The sequence below is a fragment of the Collinsella aerofaciens genome, assembly GCF_039752955.1.
Taxonomy (GTDB): Bacteria; Actinomycetota; Coriobacteriia; order Coriobacteriales; family Coriobacteriaceae; genus Collinsella; species Collinsella aerofaciens_BI.
On sequence record NZ_JBDMHB010000005.1, the window covers coordinates 1 to 22,110 of the forward strand.

Genomic DNA, 22,110 nt, shown 5'->3' on the forward strand with positions numbered 1-22,110 from the left:
GCTCTACAGTCCTGCGCAAGACGGAAAGCACATTAAGTGCTTTCCTTTGCGTGCGGAACTCGCGACAAACTTAACCCGCCCCGGCCCCCGATGGCCCCAGACCTGACAAATAGGGACAGGTTTATTTTGGTCGGTTGTATCTGGGGTAATGCCGCACATGCGTTTATCTAAAGATCTGAATTCATATAACTGAATAGACTGTCTGACAAAATCGAAACCCGCATCAACCAGCCCTTTTGCTATTCCCGGCGGGGTCCGCGGATAAAGTTTATCGCGAGTTCCGCACGAACAGGAGACCACTTAATGTGGCCTCCGTCGTGAGCAGGACTGTAGAGCAGGAAACTTTATCCGCGGACCCCGCCGGGAATAGCAAAAGGGCGACCCCAGTCCGGAGTCGCCCTTGTTGAGCTGCTTATGTGTAGCTGTTACTCGGCGTCGTGGTGACGGCGGGGCTTGCGGCCTCCGTTGTCGCCGGGACGGCGCGGACGGTCGCTGCGCTCGGAGCGCTCGCGACGCGGACGCTCACGGCACTGGAAGTGCTCGCCGTCGCCCTCTGAGGCACCCTCGGCGCGAGCCGGGGCCTCGGGCTTATCCAGACGATCGAGCGAAATCTTGCCGCGGTCATCGACTTCGATGACGACGACCTTGACCTCGTCGCCCACATTGAGGACGTCCTCGACCTTCTCCACACGGCCCTTGGCGACGCGGGAGATGTGCAGCAGGCCGTCCTTACCGGGCAGCAGGTTGACGAAGGCGCCGAAGGGCTGGATGGAGACCACGCGACCGGTGTACTCCTCGCCCGGCTCGGGAACCTTGATGATGAGCTTGATACGCTCGACGGCCTGGTCGACGGACTCGCCGGTGCCGCCGACAAAGACGGTGCCGTCCTCCTGGATGTCGACCGAGGCGCCGGTCTCGTCCTGGATACCGCGGATGACCTTACCGCCGGAACCGATGACGTCGCGGATCTTGTCGGTCGGAACCTGGATGGAAACGATGCGCGGAGCGGTGCTGCGCGTGGTGTGGCGCGGCTCGGGGATCACATCGAGCATCTTCTGCAGGATGAAGGCGCGACCCTCCTTGGCCTGCTGCAGAGCGCGGGCCAGGATGTCGAAGGTGAGGCCGGTGGCCTTGTTGTCCATCTGCAGGGCGGTGATGCCCTCGGTGGTGCCGGTGACCTTAAAGTCCATGTCGCCCAGGAAGTCCTCGAGACCCTGGATGTCGGACAGCACCACGGTCTTGCCCTCCTCCTGGATCAGGCCCATGGCGATACCGGAGACCGGGCGCTTAATGGGCACGCCGCCGTCCATAAGGGCGAGCGTGGAGCCGCAGGTCGAAGCCATCGAAGAGGAGCCGTTGGACTCCATGACCTCGGAGACGACGCGGATGGCGTAGGGGAACTCGTTCTCGTCGGGAAGCACCGGAAGCAGAGCGCGCTCGGCCAGATTGCCATGGCCGATCTCGCGGCGCTTGGGGCTGCCCATGCGGCCGGTCTCGCCGGTGCAGAAAGGCGGGAAGTTGTAGTGGTGCATGTAGCGCTTGCCCTCGGTGGGCTCGATGGTATCCAGACGCTGGCCCTCGTTGAGCATGCCGAGCGAAAGAACCGAGAGCACCTGGGTCTGGCCACGCTGGAACAAACCGGAGCCGTGAACGAGCGGCAGGTAGTTGTCCTTCACCATGATGGGACGGATCTCGTCGGCGGCACGACCGTCGACGCGCTCACCGGTCTCGACGACCATGGTGCGCATGGCCTTCTTCTCGAGCTTCTTGAGCGCCACGGGGATCTCGCGCTCCCAAGCGGCCTGCTCCTCCTCGGTGAACTCGGCACGGATGGACTCCTTCAGAGCCTCAACCTTGCCGATACGGGAGAGCTTGTCGGCGTCACGAAGGGCGGCTGCCATCTCGTCGTAGTGGGCGAAGATGCGCTCCTGGACCTCCTCGACGGGCTGGTCGAGCGGGTACTCCTTCTTGACGATGGGGCCGTTGACCTGCTCCCACTCGGCGACGAACTCGTCCTGAGCCTGGCAGAAAGCGGCAAGGGCCTCCTGGCCAAACTTCATGGCGGCGAGCATGTCGTCCTCGGAGATCTCCTCGGCGCCGGCCTCGACCATCGAGATGAAGTCGGCGGATCCGCCCAGCTCCAGGTCCAGATCGGAGTTCTCGCGCTCCTCGTAGGTGGGGTTGACGATAAACTCGCCGGTCTCCACGTTGCGGCCGATGCGCACGCAGGCAAGCGGGCCCTCGAAGGGCACGCCGCCGAGCGTCATGGCCAGGGAAGCACCCATGACGTTGATGACGTCAAAGGGGTTGACTTGGTCGGCGACAAGCGAGGTGGCGACGATGTGCACCTCGTTGCGGAAACCGTCCGGGAAGCTCGGGCGAATCGGACGGTCGATCATGCGCGCGGTGAGCGTGGCCTTCTCGCTGGGACGGCCCTCACGCTTGAGGTAGCCACCCGGGATGCGCCCTGCGGCGTACATCTTCTCGTTGAAGTCGACGGTCAGCGGGAAGAAGTCGTAGTTCTTGCGCTCCTTGGAGACGACCACGGTGTCGAGCATCGTGGTGTCGCCCTGCTTGACCAGGCAGGCGCCGGTGGCCTGCTTGGCAAGCTCGCCCGACTCGAAGGTGTAGGTCTTGCCGTACAGCTCAAAGGTCTTGGATACGAGTGTCATTGTTCTCCTTTACCCCACAGGCCCCTTGCCTGCGGGCTTCTCATGTGACGCGGGCCCCCTGCCCCCGCCACGCTTCAGAGCGTGATTGTTCGCGCCCTTACACAAAAAGAGCGCCCCGCTGCGCAGGACGCTCTTAGCATGTACAAATCCTACTGGATGTTGTCGCGGATGCCCAGAGCCTTGATGAGCTCACGGTACTCGACGATGTCGTTCTTCTTGATGTAGGAAAGAAGACGACGACGACGACCGACGAGCATGAGCAGGCCACGACGGGTGTGGAAGTCCTTCTGGTGGGACTTCATGTGCTCGGTCAGCTCCTTGATGCGCTCGGACAGGATGGCGACCTGAACCTTGGGGTTGCCGGTGTCGACCGGGGTGTTACCGAACTGGGCAGTCAGCTCCGCCTTGCGCTCTTTGGAAACAGTCATTGTTTCACCTTTCGTTTTGCGTCGCCCACGGGCGACTCGATTCGCCTCGGACTGGGAAGCCGCCGGTGGAGCGAACAACCAAGGTCGAGGTACCAACAGGTCGGTATGTTACCACAAGCAGCCCGCGCCTGCGCATCATCACCGACCCAACATGAATTCCATCGCGCGGAGGCGCTGATCGGTGTGCGTCGCAGCCCAAACATGCGAAAGCCCGAGCAGGAATGCCGCCGTATGCGGGTCGATTCGCTCGGCCATGAGCGCATCGAAGGTCATGGACATGAGGGCGCGCAGCCATGCGGTCTCACCGGTCGACACCAGTTCGGCACCTGGAACGCTCGACGCGCACGACCCGCACATGAGACCGCCCGCCTGGGCTGAAAAATACGACAGCATGGGGTCTCCGCACAGCACACAGGCCGAAAAATCGGGTCGATAGCCAACGTGCGACAGCAGCTTAAAGACATATGCCGCCACAAGTAGGTCCATATGCGCCGTGTCAAGCCCGCTGCCCACCAGGGCAAGCGCTCGCTGCGTGATGGCAAAGGTAAACGGGTCCTCGGCGTCCTCGAACGAGCACACGCGCGCAACCTCGGCGATCGCGCTTGCGGCGCAGGTCGTCTCGTAATCGGGCGCAGCGCCGAGCGGCGCCTCCATAAGCTCGGCCTGGGAAACCACGTCGAGTGACCGTCCATGTGCGAGCAGCATATCGACCGTACAGAACAGCTCGCAGCGCGCAGCCAGGCGTCCGCCGGGTTTGCGGGCGCCCTTTGCCACGGCACGAACCTGCCGCCCCCGCTCGTCAAGCATCGTCAAGATCAGGTCGGTCTCTTTGAGCTTAGTCTTATCGAGCACGACCACTTTCGTGCGATATGTCCGGGAGCCTGCCATGCGCGCCGCGCGTCCTTAGTCCTCGGCGTTATAGCCAAAGCGGCGAATCTGGGCCTCGTCGTCACGCCAGCCGGCCTTGACCTTCACGTCCAGCTCCAAAAAGACCTGCGTGCCAAAGATGCGCTCAAGATCGCGACGGGCGTCGATACCGATATGCTTGATCATCTCGCCGCCCTTGCCGATGATGATGCCCTTTTGGCCCTCGCGCTCGACGTAAATGGTGGCGTGCACGCGCAGCACCTTCTTGGTCTGCTCAAGCGCATCGCAGATCACGCCAACGGAGTGCGGAATCTCATCACGGGTGCGGCGCAAGACCTTCTCGCGCACAAACTCGGCAACGAGCGTCTCATCGGAAGCGTCGGTACCCATGTCCTCGGGGAACCAACGCGGACCCTCGGGCAAAAAGTGCGCAACGGTCTCGATAAAGGCATCGACGTTGAAGTTCTTGACCGACGACGTCACGATCTCATCGTCATATTCCATGAGCTCGTGGGCAGCCTTAAGCTGCTCCATGACCTGTGCGGGGTCGGCCTCATCGGCCTTAGTGAGCACCAGAACCTTCTTGGAACGGGCGCATCTGACGCGCTCGGCAACCCAAGCGTCTCCCCTGCCGATAGGTTTGGTGGCATCAATCAAAAACGCGACGACGTCAACATCGTTCAGCTCGAACAACGCACTCTTGTTGAGCTCGGAACCCAGACCGTCCTTGGGCTTGTGGATACCCGGGGTATCGACAAAGACCAGCTGGTAGCCGGGACGGTTAACGACGGCGCGCATGCGGCGGCGGGTCGTCTGGGCCACCGGCGAGGTGATGGCGACCTTTTTGCCATAGCAGGCATTAAGCAGCGTGGACTTGCCAGCGTTGGGACGACCGACCAGGGCCACAAAGCCGCTGCGGAAACCGGGCTCCACGTCGCCAAAGCCCGCGAGGTTGTCGTCCTCGTCGCACAGGGCGTCGAGTTCCTCGTCGCTCATACCCTCAAACGGGTCGAACTCCTCGACATCCTCGAGCTCCTCGGTATCCACCGCGTCCAGGGACTCGTCGTCCAAAATCTCATCGGTAGGCTGCATATTGTCGGACATGGGAATCCCTTTCTAAATAAAGCCGAGCGCGTGGGCAAATACCAGCAAGCCCACAATCGCGGCGGTGATGGAAAGAACGTATACGGAGGCGGCGGCGATGTCCTTCGCACGCTTGGCCAGCGGATGGAGCTCCTGGGTCGCCAGGTCGACGATGGCCTCCATGGCGGTATTGCAAAGCTCGCCGTGGATCACCAGGCCGCAACAGATGATAATCGTGGCCCACTCGGCAATGTCGAGCCCCACGATGCAGCCTGCAATGACGGTGCACACGCCCGCCACGAGCATGACCTTAATGTTGCGCTCGGTCTTGACGGCGGTGACGAAGCCCTCCATAGCGTAAGAAAACGACTTTAAGAAGGACGGATGGTCCTTGTTCGATCCGGGAATCATAGACGGCTCCTAGTCGTGGGCGTGGTTGGTGATGGGGCCGACGTGGACTAGCTTGGGGTCCTCGCCGCGCTCGAGCGCCAAATCGCGCAGGATGGCGTCCTCGCGGGCCTCCATGACCTCGGCCTCGTCGTCCTCGATGTGGTCATAGCCCAGCAGGTGCAGCATGCCGTGAACGAGCATCAGACGGCACTCGTCAGCGGGGCTATTGCCAAAACCGGGGGCCTGACGGGCAATAACCTGCGGGGCCAAGATAATATCGCCGAGCTCGAGCGTCTCATCGGCGGGAATGTCATCGTCAAAGGCCGAATCGCACTCAAACGAGAGTACATCGGTGGTGCGATCGATACCGCGCCACTCGTGGTTGAGCTCGTGCATCTCGTCCTCGTCGACATACGAAAGGGAAATCTCGACTTCACGCTCAACGCCCTCGGCGGCAAGCACGACCTCGCAGATGTGCTCCACCTCCTGCGCATCGAGCAGCGTATCGAGCTCGGCATCGTTGCTGATCAATACACTCAACGGGACTCCTTTCGGTCGCGCGGGCGCTGCTCGCGCACGTCATCATAAGTGTCGTATGCCTCGACGATACGTCCCACCAAGGCATGGCGCACCACGTCGGCGCGCTCGAGGTGCGAAAATGCGACATCGTCGACACGGCCCAAAATCTGCTCAACGTCGGCAAGACCGCCACGACGACCCACCAGGTCGCGCTGGCTCAGGTCGCCGGTAATCACAAACTTGGAGTTAAAGCCCAAGCGCGTCAGGAACATCTTCATCTGCTCAGGCGTGGTATTTTGCGCCTCGTCGAGCACCACGAAGGCATCGCTCAGCGTGCGGCCGCGCATGTAGGCAAGCGGGGCGATCTCGATCACGCCACGCTCCATAAGCTCATCGGTGCGCTCGCGATCCATCATGTCAAAAAGGGCGTCGTAGAGCGGACGCATGTAGGGATCGATCTTTTCCTCGAGGGTGCCGGGCAAAAAGCCCAAGTTCTCCCCCGCCTCGACAACCGGACGCGTCAAGATCAGCCGGCCCACCTCGTGGCGCTTGAGCGCGGCAACGGCGAGCGCCATGGCCAGATAGGTCTTACCGGTGCCGGCAGGACCCAGGCCAAACGTGATGGTATGCGTGCGGATGGCATCCACATAGCGCTTTTGGCCCAGCGTCTTGGGGCGAATGGCACGGCCGCGATACGAAAGCAGCACGTCATCGCGAAGCGACGTAGCCTCGTGCTCACCGTCGCGCAAGACGGCCAGGCAGCGAGAGACATCGTCGGCAGACAGTGTGCGCCCGGCGGCCGCCTCGCGAAAAGCATGCTCGAAAAAGCGCGCCACGAGCTCAACCTCATCCGGGTCACCGCCCACGGCGATGCTGTCACCACGGGCAACCACGTGGGCGCGAACCAGGCCCTCGAGCGTGCGCAGAACGCCGTCACCAGCGCCCAGCACACGAGAGGGGTCAATTCCCTCGGGAACGGTAAGTCTAATCTTCGAGGCTTCCATGAACCTCCCTGCGTGCATGGACCAAGCCGGAATCATCGACTCCGATGATAGCAACATCGAGCAGGCACGGGGCCGTGAGTCCACGGGTATCGTCAAGGCGGGCATGATGGAAGGAGCCGAGCGTCAGGTTGTCGCCATACTCGAGCACGGCACGCTCGACGGAGCCCACGCGGCGACGGGCGTCGGCAACGGCGAGCTCCTGGGCCGCCGCGCGCATGCGACGGCTGCGCTCAGCCATGACCTCGGGCGCCACCTGGTCGGGCATATCGGCCGCCAAGGTGCCGGGGCGCTTGCTGTAGCGGAACACGTGCATACGCGAGAAGCCCACGCGACGGCAGAGCGCCAGCGACTCCTCAAACTCCTCGTCCGTCTCGCCGGGAAAACCGACGATGACATCGCACGAAAGCGAAGCCTGCGGCAAAATCTCGCGAATCATACGCACCGTGCCCTCGAAGGACTCAGCGCTATAGGGACGGCCCATACGATGCAGGGTCGCCGTGCAACCGGACTGCACGGGCAGGTGCAAAAACGGGGCGATACGCTGCGGATAGCGAGCCATGACCTTCAGCAGGCGCTCGGAGATATCCATGGGTTCCACCGAAGAAATGCGCACATGGGGAATCGAGGTGCGCTCCATGATGGTCTCGAGCAGCTCGTCGATCTCCACGTGTTCGTCGGTCGCGCTCTTGCCGTCGTAGGCACCGAGGTTCACGCCCGTCAGCACGACCTCGGGCACGCCGGCCTCCTGGGCCTCGAGCACCTGCTCGAGCACAGACTCGACAGGCACGGAGCGCTCGGGGCCGCGCGCCTTCCACACGATGCAGTAGGTGCAGCGGTGATTGCAGCCGTCTTGGATCTTTACGCCCAAGCGGGAGCGCCCAAGCGCATCGACCACATCGCTATCGCTGCAAGCGGCGACGCTGTCGGATTCAACGCCTAGCACTTCGCAAACGCGGTCGGCAACATCGATCTTGGACGGCTCGGCAATCACGCGGTCCGAAAGCTCCAGCAGCTCCTCGGGATGCAAATTGACAACGCATCCGGTCACGATCACATAGGGTTCGTTTGGATGGGCCAGAGCATGGCGAACGGCCTTACGGGTCTTGGCCTCGGCCTCGCCCGTAACGGCACAGGTGTTAATGACGATCAGCTCTGCATCCTGGGGCTCCACCATCGCAAAGCCCAGGCGCATAAGATCGGCAGTGATACGGTCGGATTCAACCCGGTTGACACGGCAACCGAGGTTGACGACGGAAATATGGGGTGCGAGCACGCGGGCTCCTTAATCGAGGATGTCATCGAGAGCACTCTTGATACGGTCGGTCACCGACTTCTTACCAGAAGCAACGTCATCGCCCATCTCATCGGCAAAAGCACGGAGCAGCTCGCGCTGCTTATTGGAAAGATTGGTGGGAACGACCACGCGCAGTTGCACGATCAGGCGGCCACGCGAACCGCCACCGCCAATGCGCGGCATGCCGTAATTATTGACGCTCACGGTATCACCGTACTGGGCGCCGGCGGGAACCGTCACCTTAACGACCTCGTCGGGCATAATGCCCTCGACCTCGATCTCGCAGCCAAGCGCAGCCTGCGCAATCGAGATATCACTCACCAGGTACAGGTCGTCACCGTTGCGCTTAAAGCGCTCATGGTCGGCAACGCGCACGTTGACAATCAGGTCGCCCGAAGGCTCGCCGCGAAGGCCGGCCTCGCCAAAGCCGCTCACACGCAGCTGGCGACCGGTCGAAACGCCGGCGGGAATATCGATGTCAATCTTTTCATGCGAAGGCGTGCGGCCCTGACCGTCGCAGGTCTCGCAGGGATGGTCGATAACCGTGCCCTCGCCATGGCAGTCAGGGCAAGGCGAGGAAGACTGAACCTGGCCCAGGAACGAACGCTGAACCGTCGTGACGTAGCCCGTACCGTGGCAGCGGCCGCACTGCTTTTCCTGTGCGCCCTCTGCCCTACCGGTGCCATTGCAGTCCTCGCAAGGAGCAAGGCGGTCATAGCTGATCGTCTTTTTGCAGCCGAGTGCCGCCTCCTCGAGCGTCACCGAAAGGGAGATGGCCATATCGCGACCCCGGCGGCGCTCGCGACGGCTGCGGGCGCCACCGCCGGCACCGCCGCCAAAGAACGACGAGAACAAGTCGTCCATGCCCATGCCACCAAAGATATCGTTGATATCGACGTAGCCTGAACCACCAGGGCCGTCGGCAGTGCCGTAACGGTCGTAGTTAGCACGCTTCTGCTCATCGGAAAGAACGGAATATGCCTCGTTAAGCTCTTTAAACTTGGCCTCGGCCTCGGGGTCGTCCGAAACGTCCGGGTGTACGGTACGGGCCTTCTTTAGAAACGCGCGCTTAATCGTCCGCGCGTCGGCATCCCTGTCGACGCCAAGTACCTCGTAGTAATCCCTATTTTCCGACACGACCGAATCCTTCCGACTTTCATTATTGTCACAGTGCGTCCTATACCCAAGCAAGGCCGGCCGCAAACAGAGGGTTTGATGTTATTGCATTTGGTACGGCGAAAGCATGGCCCGTTGCGAGCAGCTCGCGAACCAAACCGACACGAGCGCGAACATGAAGCCGTTGGCAAAACCGTTGGCAAACTGCATCGCACCGCGCTTCCACCACAGCAAGCTGCGATGAAGCACGCCGTCCGAAAGCACCATGAACAGGCCCATGGTAAACGGAATAAAGCACATCACGGCAAAGGCAGAGAACACGCCCGAGATGGCCGAGAGTACCAAAAACGGCGCCACGATGCCCATCAGGTAAAAACCGGTACGAGCTTTGCCTTCCAAGCGCTCGGCCTCAACATGGGCGCGGCCGACCAGATCGCCGCCCGCGGCACCGTTGGTGCCAGCATGACCCATGCCGCCAATGCGGACCTCGTCGCCATCGTGCGTGCCGGCAGGAAACTCAATCGTCTGCTCGGAGGTTACGCGAGTACGACCGCTGCCGCCGCAATCAGGGCAGGGGTCGGCCACGACCTTACCGGAACCGCCGCACTCGGGGCAGACCGACTGGAACGTACCCGCACCAAACAGGAAGGACAGGTCGACGTCGATGTGGCCGCGGCCACCGCAGCTCGGGCAGGTATGGGCATGCTCAGACGAAACGGAGCCCGAACCGCCGCAGTTGTTACAGGTATCGAAGCGCGTGTAGCGGACGGTCTTGCGGGCACCGCCCTTGGCCTCCTTGGCGTCGAGTTTGATATCAACGACCACGTTGGCGCCGTTCTCGGGATTGTAGGCAGCCTGCCCGCGACGCGGCTGGCCCCAAGCGCCACCAAAGGGAAAACCGCCCTCAAAGGGATTGCCATAGCCCGCGCTGCCGGCGTAGCCGCCGCCATAGGGCGAAGCCGTAGGAGCGCCGGCGAAGGGGTTGCCCGAACGCATGGCGTCGTAGCGCGAACGCTTCTGCTCGTCCGAAAGCACGGCGTAGGCCTCGGAAACCTCTTTAAACTTTTCCTCGGCATCCGGCTCTTTGTTGACGTCCGGATGGAGCTTGCGGGCCTTTTGCTGGAAGGCCTTTTGAATATCACGCGAGGTGGCGTCCTTGGAGACACCCAAAATCTCGTAGTAATCTTTTTCGTTCATCGTCGCCATGCGCGGCAACCTCCTGCTCACAGCAGCGTATATATTCCGGTAATTCTACCCGAGCGGCCTAAGCTAGATCCCAAAACAGCTCGAACAGAACATTTCCATCGAGCCAGCCCAGGTGTGTCGGCGCCAGACGAGCTCGGACATGGCCCGCGAGGACGTCTGCCGAAGTGAAGGGTCCCTCATGGACTCCGAGCGTCTCGGGCACCCAAGTGGCAAGACCCAATTCGAGCGCGCGATCGCAGGCAGCTGCCAGCTCGCCCGTTGGGATGACGCAAGCTGCACGAACCAACAGATCGGACGCAATACCGCGCGTCATGCGACAAGCGAGCATCAGGTCTTCAGCCGCAGCCTCACGCTGCGACAGATATTCAGTCTCGAACGCCGTCGCGTCATCGTCACGTTGCACCAGACGCACGCGGTACGCAACGCCTCGAGAAGAAACACCGGGGAACAAACCTGCAAGACGGTCGAAATCCCCGGCGTCGAGCATGCCCGCGGCAGAACGACCCAGGCCCAGGTAGCCCCGTCCGGTCCAGTAGGCAATGTTATGGGCGCACTCATGGCCGTCGAGCGCATAGCTTGCCACCTCATACGGGTGATAGCCGGCCGCACCCAGACGCTCACGCGCCACATCCATGCACGAAGCTTGAAAATCCTCGTCGGGCTCGACCGACTCGTCGCGGCACGCCATGCGATAAAGGGGCGTCCCCTCCTCAAGCGTAAGCGGGTAGACCGACACATGATGCGGAGCCGCCGCCAGCACGCCATCGAGCGTGTGCTTCCAACTCGCTGCGGTCTGCCCGGGAAGTCCGCACATAAGGTCGCACGACACGTCAAGCCCAGCGTTCTTGACCGTCGCGATGGCGGCGAGCGCCCGATCGGCATCGTGAATACGGCCGATGGCAGTAAGTTCGGTGTTATCGAGCGTTTGCACGCCCAGAGAGACGCGTGTGACACCAACCTTGGCAAGCGCAGCGGCAAGCTCGGCGGTCAGCGACTCGGGATTGGCCTCGCAGGTAAACTCAACGGGGGCGCACCACGCACGAATACGCCGCACCAGCTCCACCAGGCGCTCCCCCGCCAGCGACGGCGTACCGCCGCCAACATAGACGGTGCGGATCTGGTCAAGGGCCCCAGCCTTGCCAAAAGCATCGAGACGCGCGAACAACTGCTCAAAATAGAAATCGAGCGCAGCGCTCAGGTCGCACGGAGCAAAACTGCGTGAGTCAAAGTCGCAGTACCGGCACTTTTGGGCGCAAAACGGCACGTGCGCATACAGCGCGGTAACGGCCACCCTTAAGCCCCCAGCGGATGAGGGGGCACCGATTCGCCGGCGGCAAGGGCAGCCTCGCAGGCCACCACATCGCGCTCGATCTCATCGACCAGCGCCATGAACTCCTCGTACGTGGAGCAGTGCACCACATGAGCACGCCAAGCGGCGGCATGGGGCATGCCTTTTAAGTACCAGCTTGCGTACGTACGGGCACGCGACATGAGCGGCAGGAGCTCATGCGTCAGCGTTAGGTGCTCACGCAGGGCGTCTAGGCGCTCAACGGAGCTGCGCGCCGGCACCGGCATGCCATCGAGCGCAAGGGCGCGAGCATCACCGAACACCCACGGATTGCCGTAGATGCCGCGCGCGATAAACACCGCGCTGGCACCAGAACTGCGCAGATGCTCCGCGGCATCCTCGGCGCAGAACACATCGCCCGAACCGATAACGGGAATTTCGACGGCGTCGGCAACCTCATCGACAACCGACCAATCGGCCTGGCCGGTGTAGAGCTGCGTGGCACAACGACCGTGCACGGCAACTGCAGAGGCGCCCGCCCCTTCAAGCATCTGGGCAAACGTTGCGGCGTTGCGGTCCTCGGCATAAAAACCCTTGCGGATCTTCACGGTCACGGGAACATGCGCCGCGCCCACCGCTGCCTCGACAATCTTCTCGGCCAGGTCGGGCGTGCGCATAAGCGCCGAGCCTTCGCCCTTAGTAACGACCTTGCGAGCCGGACAGGCCATGTTGATATCAATCAATGACAGGCGATCGCCCACACGCTCCTCGACGGCGGCGACGGCACTCGCAAACTGCTCGGGCTTGGAGCCAAAGAGCTGCACGCAAATCTGCTGCTCCTCGTCGGCCGGTAGCACCAGGCGCCAGGTCTTGTTGCTGGCATAGGCAAGGCCCGCCACGCTCACCATCTCGCTATAGGCGAGATTGGCACCGCGGCGGCGGCACATGATGCGATAAGCGGGATCGGTTACGCCCGCCATGGGAGCCATAAGGAACGGCTGCTCGGCATAGGCGCCCAGCAGCCGCTTGCTGTATTCGGAAAGCGCCATAGACCTACTCGTCCACCTTGAGGATCGCCATAAAGGCCTCCTGCGGGACCTCGACCGAGCCGATGGCCTTCATGCGTTTCTTGCCCTCTTTCTGCTTCTCGAGCAGCTTACGCTTACGCGAAATATCGCCGCCGTAGCACTTAGCAAGCACGTCCTTGCGACGCGCCTTGACGGTGGAGCGGGCAATGATCTTGTTGCCGATAGCACCCTGGATGGGCACCTCGAACAGCTGACGCGGAATAATCTCCTTGAGCTTGTCGCATAGGCCGCGGGCAAGACCGTAGGCCTTGTCCTTGTGGACGATAAACGACAGCGCGTCCACCTCGTCGCCCGAAAGCAAGATATCGAGCTTGACGAGCTCGGAGGGACGATACTCGTTGAACTCGTAGTCGAGCGAAGCATAGCCCTTGGTACGGCTCTTGAGCTGGTCAAAGAAGTCCAAGATGAGCTCGGCGAGCGGCATATCAAAGCGCATCTCGACCGACTTGCTCGTGAGATGAATCATGTCGGTAGTAATGCCGCGGTGCTCGATAGCGAGCTGCATGACGGCACCCGTATACTCGGGCGGGCAGATAATCTTGGCCTTGAGGTAGGGTTCCTCGATACGCTCGATGCGCGTAGCCTCGGGCAGATCCTGCGGGCTGCGGACATCAATCATCTCGCCGTCAGTCTTGTAGACGTGATAGTCCACCGAGGGGCTCGTGGCAATGAGGTCAAGATTGAACTCGCGCTCCAGGCGCTCCTTGACGACCTCCATGTGCAGCAGGCCCAAGAAGCCCACGCGGAAGCCAAAGCCGAGCGCCACCGAGGTCTCGGGCTCCCACACCAACGACGGGTCGTTGACGTGCAGCTTATCGAGCGCGTCACGCAGGTTCTCGTAGTCCTTGTTATCGATCGGGAACAGGCCCGTATAGACCATGGGCTTGGCCTCGCGGTAGCCGGGAAGCGGCTCGGGGCAGGGATTCGACGCCCACGTGAGGGTATCGCCCACGCGAACGGCCTCGGGGTCCTTCAGGCCCGTGACCACGTATCCGACCTCGCCGACCGTGAGCGCGTCGACCGGGGTCTCGGCGGGACGCTTGACGCCCACGCCATCGACCAAAAAGTCGCCCTTTGCCTGCATCATGCGCAGGGTATCGCCCTTTTTGATGGAGCCGTCAAAGATGCGCACCGTGGCGACGACGCCACGATACTCGTCGAAGTACGAATCCAGAATGAGTGCCTTGAGCGGCGCGTTCGCATCGCCCTTGGGCGGAGAGATCAAAAAGACAATGGACTCCAGCAGATCGTGGATGCCCTCGCCGGTCTTGCCCGAGACGCACACGGCATCATCGGCAGGGATCGCCAGGTCATCCTCGATCTCGGTCTTAACCTCGTCGGGATGGGCCGAGGGCAGGTCGATCTTGTTGATGGCCGGCACAATGTCCAGGTTGGCGTTCATGGCGAGCGTCGCGTTGGAGACGGTCTGCGCCTCGACGCCCTGCGTGGCGTCGACAACGAGCACCGCGCCCTCACAGGCTGCCAGCGAGCGCGAGACCTCATAGGTAAAGTCCACGTGGCCCGGCGTATCGATCAGATTGAACTGATACGTCTCGCCATCGTCGGCGTCATAGGACACGCGAACGGCATTGGACTTGATCGTGATGCCGCGCTCGCGCTCGATATCCATGGTGTCGAGCAGCTGCGACTCCATGTCGCGTTCGTCGACGGTATGGGTGAGCTCGAGGATGCGATCGCTGATCGTGGACTTGCCATGGTCGATGTGCGCAACGATTGAGAAGTTGCGGATGTGGGAAATGTCAATTGAAGTATTCATGCGGACTATCTTACCCGAGCGGTACAAAAAATGGAGCCTGTTCCATAAAACAGGCTCCATTTATGCGCGTAATCTGTGTGGTGTGAAATTTACAACTTAGGCGTTGATGCTGTTCACGAGCTTGGCAAGACCGGACTTGCGGTTGGAAGCCTGGTTCTTGTGGATAACATGCTTGGCGGCAGCCATGTCGAGACGCTTGGTGACGGTCTTGAGGGCAGCCTGGGCCTTCTCGGCGTCGCCCTCGGCAACGGCGGACTGGACGTGCTTGGTCAGCGTCTTGAGCTCGGACTTGACAGCCTTGTTACGCATGCGAGCTGCCTCATTGGTGCGGATACGCTTCTTCTGAGACTTGATGTTTGCCACTTCTGGAGTTCCTTTCGAGTTCCTTGCAAAAAATGTATGACACCTCTGAGACACGGTGAGGTCATGCAAGCGCCTACTATAGCACGCTCCCCCTCAAAGGGATAGAACGAATTTGTCAAATAGGCAGGTATCATCACGATTTTCTCAAGATGTACGTAATCCAGAGCAAAAGCGCGGTCTGAGAATCGGCCGAACCCTTCAGCGCGAGCTCCACATCGACCGCGCCCTCGAGCGCGGCAACGAGCTCTGCCATCGAAAAGCGACGTGCCCAGGTCAGGTGATTCTTGACCTGCCAGGACTGGAGCTTAAGCGTTGCGGCCAGCTCACGACCCTGTCCGCGCGCATCGAGCGCCTTGGCAACGATAAGCTCGCGGATGCGGCCGCACAGCAATGTGTAAGTCCACACGTAGCTCTTGGCGGGCAGTAGATTGAAGAGCTCGAGCGAGCGTCGCATGTCACGGGCCGAGACCGCATTGAGAAAGTCCCAGGGCTGGACTTCGGCCGTGCGCACAATCCAGCGCTCCACATCAGCAAGCTCAATCTGGGGCGCCTCGACCATCTGGGCAAGCTTAGCCAAATCGTTATCGAGCATGCGAGTGTTTTCACCCGAACGCGAGACGAGCTCCTCGGCGGCCGCCGTCGAGATCGACTTGCCGTGCTGCGTCGCCATCTGTTGCACGCGGCGCGGTAACTCCCAGCGCTTGGTGCCGGAGCAATCGATCACGGCCTTCTTGTCGATTTTGGCGATCGCCTTATACAGGCGCGTGTTCTTGGCAAGCGAGTCGGCGATGATGAGGCAGACCGTCGTGGGGCTGGGACTCGCCAGATAGTCGACAAGCGGCTCCGAGACCGCCTTAGCGAGCTTTGAGCAGCCATCAAGGATTACCAAGCGAAACTCGCTGCCCATCGGAAAGGTGTTAAGCGATCCGATAATGGACTCGATATCGGGGTCCTTGGTCATGTCGCGCTCGTCGAGGTTGAACTCGACCATTCCCGACTTTTCCAGACGCGCCTTCATACGCGAGACGGCGTGATCGCGCTTGACGCCGTCGGTACCGACGATCAGATATGCCGGCAGCAGACCGGTTTCGGACATTACGCTCCCCTCCCGCAGGCCTTCGTATTCGTTCCGTGCCATTCTAGCCCAGGGGCCCACCACACGCCATCGACGTCGTCACGGTCGCTGGCATCGCATCGCAAAGCCCTTTGCGGTCGGGCTGATGGTGATATCACCGTGTTCGATGGTGCATGCGAACGCACCGCCCGCTTCCTGAACGGCATCGATGCAGGCATCCGACGGATGACCGTATCGATTCCCCTTGCCGGCGCTCGCGAGGGAAAGCTCGGGTCTCAGGACATCCAGCAACTCACCATCGACTGAAACCTTGGAGCCGTGATGCCCAAGTTTAAGGACATCGATATCCCCCACCTCCTGCACGAATTCCCGTTCTTGGTCGAGCTCGGCATCACCAGTGAGGAGCATACGCAGGCTCTTGCCTTCCTGAACATAAGAGAGTAGCAGGACAAGCGAGTCCTCATTTCCCTCGCCATCTACGGACTCGAACGGCCACATCTCGCGGGCACAAAATGAGCCGATGTCGACCGTATCCCCACGGCGCACCTGCCGATACTCAACGCCAGGTCGATTCAATACCTCGGCAGGAGCATCCTCCAACGCATCCGCCGCCACGGCAATCGTTCCGACCGAAAACTGTTCGAGCACGGCAGGTAGACCACCCCAGTGATCCTCATCCCAATGCGTCACAAAGACGGCATCGATATGGTGCACGTTATTGCGAACCAACGCCGCTACCACGCGCTCATCGAGCCCGCAGTCGACGAGTGCTAATGCGTCGCCCTGGCGGATAAGAATCGCATCCGCCTGGCCCACATCGAGCACCGTCACCGAAGGCGGAGCGAATCGATCCCAGTAGACGTACGGAATCGCAGCCAAGAGCACCAGGCATGAAAGCCCCACCGCCATAGGACGTGCGCGGGGACGCGGCCACCAGACCAGCAGAACCGCCAGCACACACGGCACTAGGTAAATCCACATGCTATCGGGCGGCACGCTCACGGATGCATCCGGCACGGCGGCAAACAGCTGCTCGAAGAACAGCGCGCAACGGGCGGCAATCATGGGCACAACGAGCGCCCAAGTCCGCAACGGCGCCACGAGCGAAAAGGGAACCAGCACGATCGACACAGCAAGCAGCACGCTCACCACCGGACCGATGACCGCATTTGCCAGCGGAGCAATGAGCGAGAACGTACCGAAGGCGGGAATGGTAATGGGAAGAGTCGCCAGTTGCGAGCACAGCGTGACGGAAAGCATGCTGGCAACGCCCGATGGCACACCCAGCTCACCCAAAGCGTAGGTCGCATAGGGGCAAAAGCACAGAATGGCTAAGACGCTGGCACATGAAAGCTGAAAGCCCATCTCGAACAGCACCGTCGGCCGCAGTAGCACAAAGATGGACATGGTTACGAAGAGTGCCGATTCGCCGTGCCGGCGACGCCCCGCGCCGTTTACGACAAGCGTCGCGAACACCATGCAGCACGCGCGCACGGCCGAAGGAGACGCGCCCGTAAAGGCAGCGTAGCCAACAAGCGTTATCGCCAATATCGCCCGCTGAAGACCACGTGAGCACCGAGTCTTTTGCAATGCGCCCTCGATTACAAACCCCACGATAGCCAAATGGCTGCCCGAGACGGCGATAAGATGCGCCGTCCCCGTCACCGAAAACCAATCGCCCGCCGGCTGGGCGCGCAGCTCGGCCGAACGACCGCAGGCGACACCGGCTATGAGCGCACGCGCCGGGTCGGTCGCAGGCGCAATGGACGCAAGCAGCCCATTTCGCAGCCGAAGCAGCGGCCCCGGAGAGCCCTCATCGACCGGCACAATCCGAACGGCTTGAACCTTGCGCACCTCGCCTCGGAGCACGCGCGATCGTCCATATGCATCGTTCTCAAAACGTGAAACGCGACCGATAACACGCACGTGCGCCCCGACCTTGAGCTCGCGGTCACACGATAGGCGAACCGTTGCCAAGTTCTTACCGTCCGCGCGCGCCTCGCAGGTATAGGAATACACGTCGTCGTTTATGGATGGATCACCCTGCACGACAAACTCGAGGCTGCTTGCCGCTCGACCGTCGAGCGCCTTCGAGGCGCCTAGCGTGCCCACAGCCCACCACGCCGAGACGACCGCTCCCGCCACGAGACCGACGGACGCGGCATACAGCCACCACTTCCAAGGGGCAAGCCACGCACAAGATTGAGCCAGCACAACGAATACCGCCGCCGCAACGGGAATGGCCCATAGCAGCCCGACCGCCGACGCCTGCTCCCTCAGCAGCGCATCAGCGGCCACGTTGAGCACCAAGGCGCAGCTCATGCACATGCCGGCACACAGGGCCATCGTCCATGGCATCAGGGGCCGCGGAGGCATCACATGTTCGCGCTCGGTCGCACTCATACGCAGATGCAATCTTTGATTTTGGCAAGCTTCTTCTCGCCGATTCCCGACACACGCATCAGATCGTCAACCGAGGCAAAAGCACCGTTCTTTGTCCGCTCATCGATAATCGACCGGGCCATGGAGGGACCGATGCCCGAAAGCGTCTGTAGCTCTGCCGAGCTTGCCGTATTAATGTTTACTAGGCCTGTTGCGCCACTCACGCCCGATGATGCGGAAGCCCCACCATCAACATCGGCTTCCGCAATGGGCGCCTGCTGCTCCCCTTCCGTTGGAACGTGGATTTTTTGTCCATCGACGACCTTGGATGCCCGATTGAGCCCCGTAACGTCTGCCTCGGGCGCCAGCCCGCCGGCGGCATCAATCGCCTGAGCCACCCGCGCGCCGTCCTTGAGACGATATACACCGGGCGACACAACGGCGCCATCGACATCGACATAGACCTCTGCCGCGGCAGAAGCCTTAGTCGAAGAACCTTCGGATGTCTTTCCGCTCGAGGCATCACCGGATCCCGGCTCCACCAACGAGCCCGAACCGTCAGTGCGCTCAAACGACACGGCGCCGGCACCGCCGCCAAGGTTCGCCATCGCCAAGCCGCTCGACATCGCAATGACGACCAGTATCGCCATCACCACTGCCTTATGACCGAGCAGCTTGTCCGCCAAGCGGTCCATCTTTTTGACCCGTTCGTGTTGTTCGCGCTGCGCCATAGCAAAACCTCCCAACACCATCGTGTCAGGAAAGGAGCCCTGTAACAGCCACGCCCCAAAACCGGTTTTAGCGGTCAAACCAAAAGCCGACCAAAATCTTGCACAAATCTGTCCATTTATTCAGGCACACGTCAGCAAATGAACACTTAGTCGCAAAACGCCCAGATAGCAAAAGGCCGACGATGCAAAAACATCGCCGGCCTATGCAACAAATTACTCGTGATCTTGGTAAATCTCACGCGGAGCGAGCTCCGAATGTTTGCGTTTTAAGGTCTTGGGGGCCTTATACGTGTTGCTGCCAAAATCGATATACTCGGTCTGTTTGAGCAGGCGCTCGATCATCTCCTCGTGATCGAACAGCTCCCAGGCCTCATGCACGGCATCGAGCTTGGCATGCGTCTCGGGACGACGCGGCATAAAGAGCGTGCAGCAATCGGGCGCCGCCTCGGTCGAGATATCAAACGTGCCGATCTCCTGGGCACGCGCGATGATCTCCTGCTTGTCCGAACCGATGAGAGGACGGAACACGGGGATCTTCACGGCCTCGTTGACGGCCATGATGTTCTCAAGCGTTTGGGAGGCAACCTGCCCAAGTGATTCGCCCGTAACGATAGCCTTGGCACCCTCGATGTGTGCAATGCGCTCGGCAACCGAATACATAATGCGGCGATACATAATCACGCGCAGGTTGCTGGGACAGGTGACCGAAATCTCACGCTGGCAGTCGCCAAACGGCACCACGTACAGGCGGCCGATCTGGACACCCGGCTCAAGCGCACGGATGATGTCCTGCACCAAATACTCGCTCGTATCGGGCGTCTGCGGACGACCGGAGAAATGTACCGGCACGCACACCGCGCCGCGACGCGCGAGCATCCAGGTCGCCACCGGAGAATCGATACCCGACGACAACAGCGTCACGACCTTGCCGGCAGAACCCACCGGCAGACCGCCCACGCCACGCTCGGAGCGCGCATACACGTAGACGCTACCCTGGACCACCAGTACGTGCACCATCGCATCGGGGTCGTGCATTTGAACCTTTTTATCGGGGAAGGCCTCGCACAGTACCTCACCCACCTGACGATTGATATCAATCGAGGTGAGCTCATAGTCGGTATTGGAGCGCTTGGCGTGCACCTTAAACGAATCGAAAGGACCAAACTCGCGCAGCGCCTTGACGGCGGCGGCACAGTACTCCTGCGGGTCGCGGTTAGTGTGATACGCCAAAGATACACGGGCAACGCCGGGAACGGTGCGAATGACACGCGCCGCCTCGTCGGCCTGATGCTCGTTAAAGGTCACGAGGATATAACCGGAAATTCGAGACACGGCATTCACGGAAAAGGCGGCCAAGGCCGCCTTGATGTTATCCATGAGGATATGCTCAAAATGTGCGCGGTTCTTACCCTTCAGTCCAACCTCGTGATAGTGGACCAGGCAGACGCGAGCCGCCATTTAGGCTTCAGCAACCTTGTGGCCGAGCGCCTTCTCGTAACGGGCCTCGTCGTAAGAGATGTCGCCGTCGACAATCTCGTCCATAGCCATCGAGATGGTATCGGCACCGGAAAGCCTGATGGTGATGTCATCGACATCCTGGACGGCAAGCACGCGGTTGTGCTGGCCACGCAGCATGCTATTGATGTCGCAGGCGCGCTTGGAGGCAAGCGAAGCGAGCAGGAAGCGGTTGTGATCGGTCTTCTCCAGAAGATCGTCAATGCAAGGCTTTACAACGGACACGGACCTCAGTTCCTTTCATGCATATCGAGAACGCGAACGAGTTCATCGGTCGCGCGGTCGAGATCGTCATTAACCACGACGTCGTCGTAGCGGTCGGCAAGGGCAAGCTCATCGGCGGCGTTTGCCATACGCAGCTCAATCGTCTCGGGCGTCTCGGTACCGCGACCGACTAAACGCTCGCGGAGCACCTCAAGCGAAGGCGGCTTGATAAAGATCAGCACGGCCTCGGGGAAACGCTCCTTCACCTGCAGGGCGCCCTGGACATCGATCTCCAAAATCAGAGACGCGCCCGAGGCGAGCTTGGATGTGACCTCGCTCACCAACGTGCCGTAGCAGTTACCGTGGACCTCGGCCCACTCAACAAACTCGCCGTTTGCCACGCGGCGGTCGAACTCCTCGCGCGTCAGAAAAAAGTAGTTGACGCCGTCGACCTCACCTTTGCGTGGTGCTCGCGTGGTAGCCGAAACCGTCAGGCCCAGGTTCGAGCGGCGCTCGCGCACACGAGTGACGAGCGTACCCTTGCCTGCGCCTGACGGTCCAGAAATCACAAAGAGCTTGGAATCCTGAGCGCTCACTTATTTGGTCAGCTGCTCGAGGAGCTGCTCGCGCTGACGGACGCCGAGGCCCTGGACGCGACGGGTAGCGGAGATACCGAGCTCCTCCATGATCTTGGCGGCCTTGGCCTTGCCATAACCAGGGAGAGACTCGATGAGGGTGGAAACCTTCATGCGGGAAGCGATGGGGTCATCGGAGTTGAGCACGGACTCAAGGGACTTCTCGCCCTTCTTGATCTGCTCGCGAAGCTCAGCGCGGGCGTGACGTGCGGCAGCAGCCTTCTCAAGAGCCTGCTTGCGCTGCTCATCGGTAAGCTGAGGGAGTGCCATTCGTACCTCCAAGTAGTTGGGTTATATCTGATTCAATAATTGGCATTTTAGCACGTAGAACGTACAAAATGCCCAATCGCGGCTCCATAGGTTAGACGATACCCGCAAAAAGTGCAATATACTGCGCCCAAAGTTAAGCCCCTGACCTGCGATTCCACACAAAGGATGGGAAAGTTTACGCAGGCACAGGGGCTATTTTGTGC

21 protein-coding genes are annotated in these 22,110 nt (G+C 61.1%); all 21 read right to left on the bottom strand.

The window, feature by feature from the left end; all coding sequences use genetic code 11:
* Nucleotides 1-425 precede the first annotated feature (425 nt).
* Complete coding sequence (locus ABHR75_RS02210) at nucleotides 426-2,672, bottom strand: polyribonucleotide nucleotidyltransferase (protein ID WP_346963517.1); 2,247 nt, start codon at nucleotides 2,670-2,672, stop codon at nucleotides 426-428.
* Between the two features lie 149 nt (nucleotides 2,673-2,821).
* Nucleotides 2,822-3,100, bottom strand: a complete 279-nt coding sequence (rpsO, locus tag ABHR75_RS02215) for a 30S ribosomal protein S15 (protein WP_035138510.1) — start codon at nucleotides 3,098-3,100, stop codon at nucleotides 2,822-2,824.
* Between the two features lie 138 nt (nucleotides 3,101-3,238).
* Complete coding sequence (recO, locus tag ABHR75_RS02220; RefSeq protein WP_138112644.1) at nucleotides 3,239-3,988, bottom strand: DNA repair protein RecO; 750 nt, start codon at nucleotides 3,986-3,988, stop codon at nucleotides 3,239-3,241.
* 15 nt (nucleotides 3,989-4,003) lie between these two features.
* Nucleotides 4,004-5,071 (bottom strand): GTPase Era, encoded by a 1,068-nt coding sequence (era, locus tag ABHR75_RS02225; RefSeq protein ID WP_175406045.1) that lies wholly within the window; start codon nucleotides 5,069-5,071, stop codon nucleotides 4,004-4,006.
* A gap of 12 nt (nucleotides 5,072-5,083) precedes the next feature.
* Nucleotides 5,084-5,461: a diacylglycerol kinase family protein gene (locus ABHR75_RS02230; protein WP_099431794.1), complete on the bottom strand. Its 378-nt coding sequence runs from the start codon at nucleotides 5,459-5,461 to the stop codon at nucleotides 5,084-5,086.
* 9 nt (nucleotides 5,462-5,470) lie between these two features.
* Complete coding sequence (gene ybeY, locus ABHR75_RS02235) at nucleotides 5,471-5,980, bottom strand: rRNA maturation RNase YbeY (protein ID WP_117654802.1); 510 nt, start codon at nucleotides 5,978-5,980, stop codon at nucleotides 5,471-5,473.
* On the bottom strand, nucleotides 5,977-6,963 hold the full coding sequence (locus ABHR75_RS02240) for a PhoH family protein (RefSeq protein WP_138112646.1): 987 nt from the start codon (nucleotides 6,961-6,963) through the stop codon (nucleotides 5,977-5,979). The genes ybeY and ABHR75_RS02240 overlap by 4 nt, the downstream gene beginning before the upstream one ends.
* Nucleotides 6,944-8,236, bottom strand: coding sequence for a MiaB/RimO family radical SAM methylthiotransferase (locus ABHR75_RS02245; protein ID WP_138112648.1), 1,293 nt, complete (start codon nucleotides 8,234-8,236; stop codon nucleotides 6,944-6,946). The genes ABHR75_RS02240 and ABHR75_RS02245 overlap by 20 nt, the downstream gene beginning before the upstream one ends.
* A 9-nt stretch (nucleotides 8,237-8,245) precedes the next feature.
* A complete protein-coding gene (dnaJ, locus tag ABHR75_RS02250) occupies nucleotides 8,246-9,394 on the bottom strand; it encodes a molecular chaperone DnaJ (protein WP_099431798.1) in 1,149 nt (382 codons plus the stop codon).
* Between the two features lie 81 nt (nucleotides 9,395-9,475).
* Nucleotides 9,476-10,579, bottom strand: a complete 1,104-nt coding sequence (locus ABHR75_RS02255) for a DnaJ domain-containing protein (RefSeq protein WP_346963518.1) — start codon at nucleotides 10,577-10,579, stop codon at nucleotides 9,476-9,478.
* A 58-nt stretch (nucleotides 10,580-10,637) separates the two neighbouring features.
* On the bottom strand, nucleotides 10,638-11,870 hold the full coding sequence (hemW, locus tag ABHR75_RS02260) for a radical SAM family heme chaperone HemW (RefSeq protein ID WP_195233615.1): 1,233 nt from the start codon (nucleotides 11,868-11,870) through the stop codon (nucleotides 10,638-10,640).
* 2 nt (nucleotides 11,871-11,872) lie between these two features.
* Entirely contained in the window at nucleotides 11,873-12,916 is a 1,044-nt protein-coding gene (dusB, locus tag ABHR75_RS02265; protein WP_346963519.1) for a tRNA dihydrouridine synthase DusB, read from the bottom strand.
* A 4-nt stretch (nucleotides 12,917-12,920) separates the two neighbouring features.
* Nucleotides 12,921-14,732: a translation elongation factor 4 gene (gene lepA / locus ABHR75_RS02270; RefSeq protein WP_117770326.1), complete on the bottom strand. Its 1,812-nt coding sequence runs from the start codon at nucleotides 14,730-14,732 to the stop codon at nucleotides 12,921-12,923.
* 96 nt (nucleotides 14,733-14,828) lie between these two features.
* Nucleotides 14,829-15,095 carry a 30S ribosomal protein S20 gene (gene rpsT, locus ABHR75_RS02275; protein ID WP_022094714.1) on the bottom strand — a complete coding sequence of 89 codons (267 nt, stop codon included), beginning with the start codon at nucleotides 15,093-15,095 and terminating at the stop codon, nucleotides 14,829-14,831.
* 133 nt (nucleotides 15,096-15,228) lie between these two features.
* Complete coding sequence (holA, locus tag ABHR75_RS02280) at nucleotides 15,229-16,191, bottom strand: DNA polymerase III subunit delta (RefSeq protein ID WP_195568771.1); 963 nt, start codon at nucleotides 16,189-16,191, stop codon at nucleotides 15,229-15,231.
* A gap of 78 nt (nucleotides 16,192-16,269) precedes the next feature.
* On the bottom strand, nucleotides 16,270-18,573 hold the full coding sequence (locus ABHR75_RS02285; RefSeq protein WP_346963520.1) for a DNA internalization-related competence protein ComEC/Rec2: 2,304 nt from the start codon (nucleotides 18,571-18,573) through the stop codon (nucleotides 16,270-16,272).
* Entirely contained in the window at nucleotides 18,570-19,283 is a 714-nt protein-coding gene (locus tag ABHR75_RS02290) for a helix-hairpin-helix domain-containing protein (RefSeq protein WP_346963521.1), read from the bottom strand. The genes ABHR75_RS02285 and ABHR75_RS02290 overlap by 4 nt, the downstream gene beginning before the upstream one ends.
* Before the next feature lie 213 nt (nucleotides 19,284-19,496).
* Nucleotides 19,497-20,741 (bottom strand): tRNA uracil 4-sulfurtransferase ThiI, encoded by a 1,245-nt coding sequence (thiI, locus tag ABHR75_RS02295; RefSeq protein WP_346963522.1) that lies wholly within the window; start codon nucleotides 20,739-20,741, stop codon nucleotides 19,497-19,499.
* Complete coding sequence (locus ABHR75_RS02300; RefSeq protein ID WP_346963523.1) at nucleotides 20,742-21,023, bottom strand: DNA-directed RNA polymerase subunit omega; 282 nt, start codon at nucleotides 21,021-21,023, stop codon at nucleotides 20,742-20,744. It lies immediately after the preceding gene.
* Between the two features lie 5 nt (nucleotides 21,024-21,028).
* On the bottom strand, nucleotides 21,029-21,598 hold the full coding sequence (gene gmk, locus ABHR75_RS02305; protein WP_055309885.1) for a guanylate kinase: 570 nt from the start codon (nucleotides 21,596-21,598) through the stop codon (nucleotides 21,029-21,031).
* Complete coding sequence (mihF, locus tag ABHR75_RS02310) at nucleotides 21,599-21,907, bottom strand: integration host factor, actinobacterial type (protein WP_006236130.1); 309 nt, start codon at nucleotides 21,905-21,907, stop codon at nucleotides 21,599-21,601.
* Nucleotides 21,908-22,110: the final 203 nt, after the last annotated feature.

Excerpts from the sequence above, each read along its gene's own strand:
- lepA (WP_117770326.1), bottom strand. The coding sequence starts at position 14,732 with ATGAATACTTCAATTGACATTTCCCACATCCGCAACTTCTCAATCGTT.
- ABHR75_RS02240 (WP_138112646.1), bottom strand. The coding sequence starts at position 6,963 with ATGGAAGCCTCGAAGATTAGACTTACCGTTCCCGAGGGAATTGACCCC.
- ABHR75_RS02285 (WP_346963520.1), bottom strand. The coding sequence starts at position 18,573 with ATGAGTGCGACCGAGCGCGAACATGTGATGCCTCCGCGGCCCCTGATG.
- ABHR75_RS02210 (WP_346963517.1), bottom strand. The coding sequence starts at position 2,672 with ATGACACTCGTATCCAAGACCTTTGAGCTGTACGGCAAGACCTACACC.
- thiI (WP_346963522.1), bottom strand. The coding sequence starts at position 20,741 with ATGGCGGCTCGCGTCTGCCTGGTCCACTATCACGAGGTTGGACTGAAG.
- holA (WP_195568771.1), bottom strand. The coding sequence starts at position 16,191 with ATGTCCGAAACCGGTCTGCTGCCGGCATATCTGATCGTCGGTACCGAC.
- mihF (WP_006236130.1), bottom strand. The coding sequence starts at position 21,907 with ATGGCACTCCCTCAGCTTACCGATGAGCAGCGCAAGCAGGCTCTTGAG.
- ABHR75_RS02230 (WP_099431794.1), bottom strand. The coding sequence starts at position 5,461 with ATGATTCCCGGATCGAACAAGGACCATCCGTCCTTCTTAAAGTCGTTT.
- ABHR75_RS02255 (WP_346963518.1), bottom strand. The coding sequence starts at position 10,579 with ATGGCGACGATGAACGAAAAAGATTACTACGAGATTTTGGGTGTCTCC.
- ABHR75_RS02290 (WP_346963521.1), bottom strand. The coding sequence starts at position 19,283 with ATGGCGCAGCGCGAACAACACGAACGGGTCAAAAAGATGGACCGCTTG.
- rpsO (WP_035138510.1), bottom strand. The coding sequence starts at position 3,100 with ATGACTGTTTCCAAAGAGCGCAAGGCGGAGCTGACTGCCCAGTTCGGT.
- dusB (WP_346963519.1), bottom strand. The coding sequence starts at position 12,916 with ATGGCGCTTTCCGAATACAGCAAGCGGCTGCTGGGCGCCTATGCCGAG.
- recO (WP_138112644.1), bottom strand. The coding sequence starts at position 3,988 with ATGGCAGGCTCCCGGACATATCGCACGAAAGTGGTCGTGCTCGATAAG.
- era (WP_175406045.1), bottom strand. The coding sequence starts at position 5,071 with ATGTCCGACAATATGCAGCCTACCGATGAGATTTTGGACGACGAGTCC.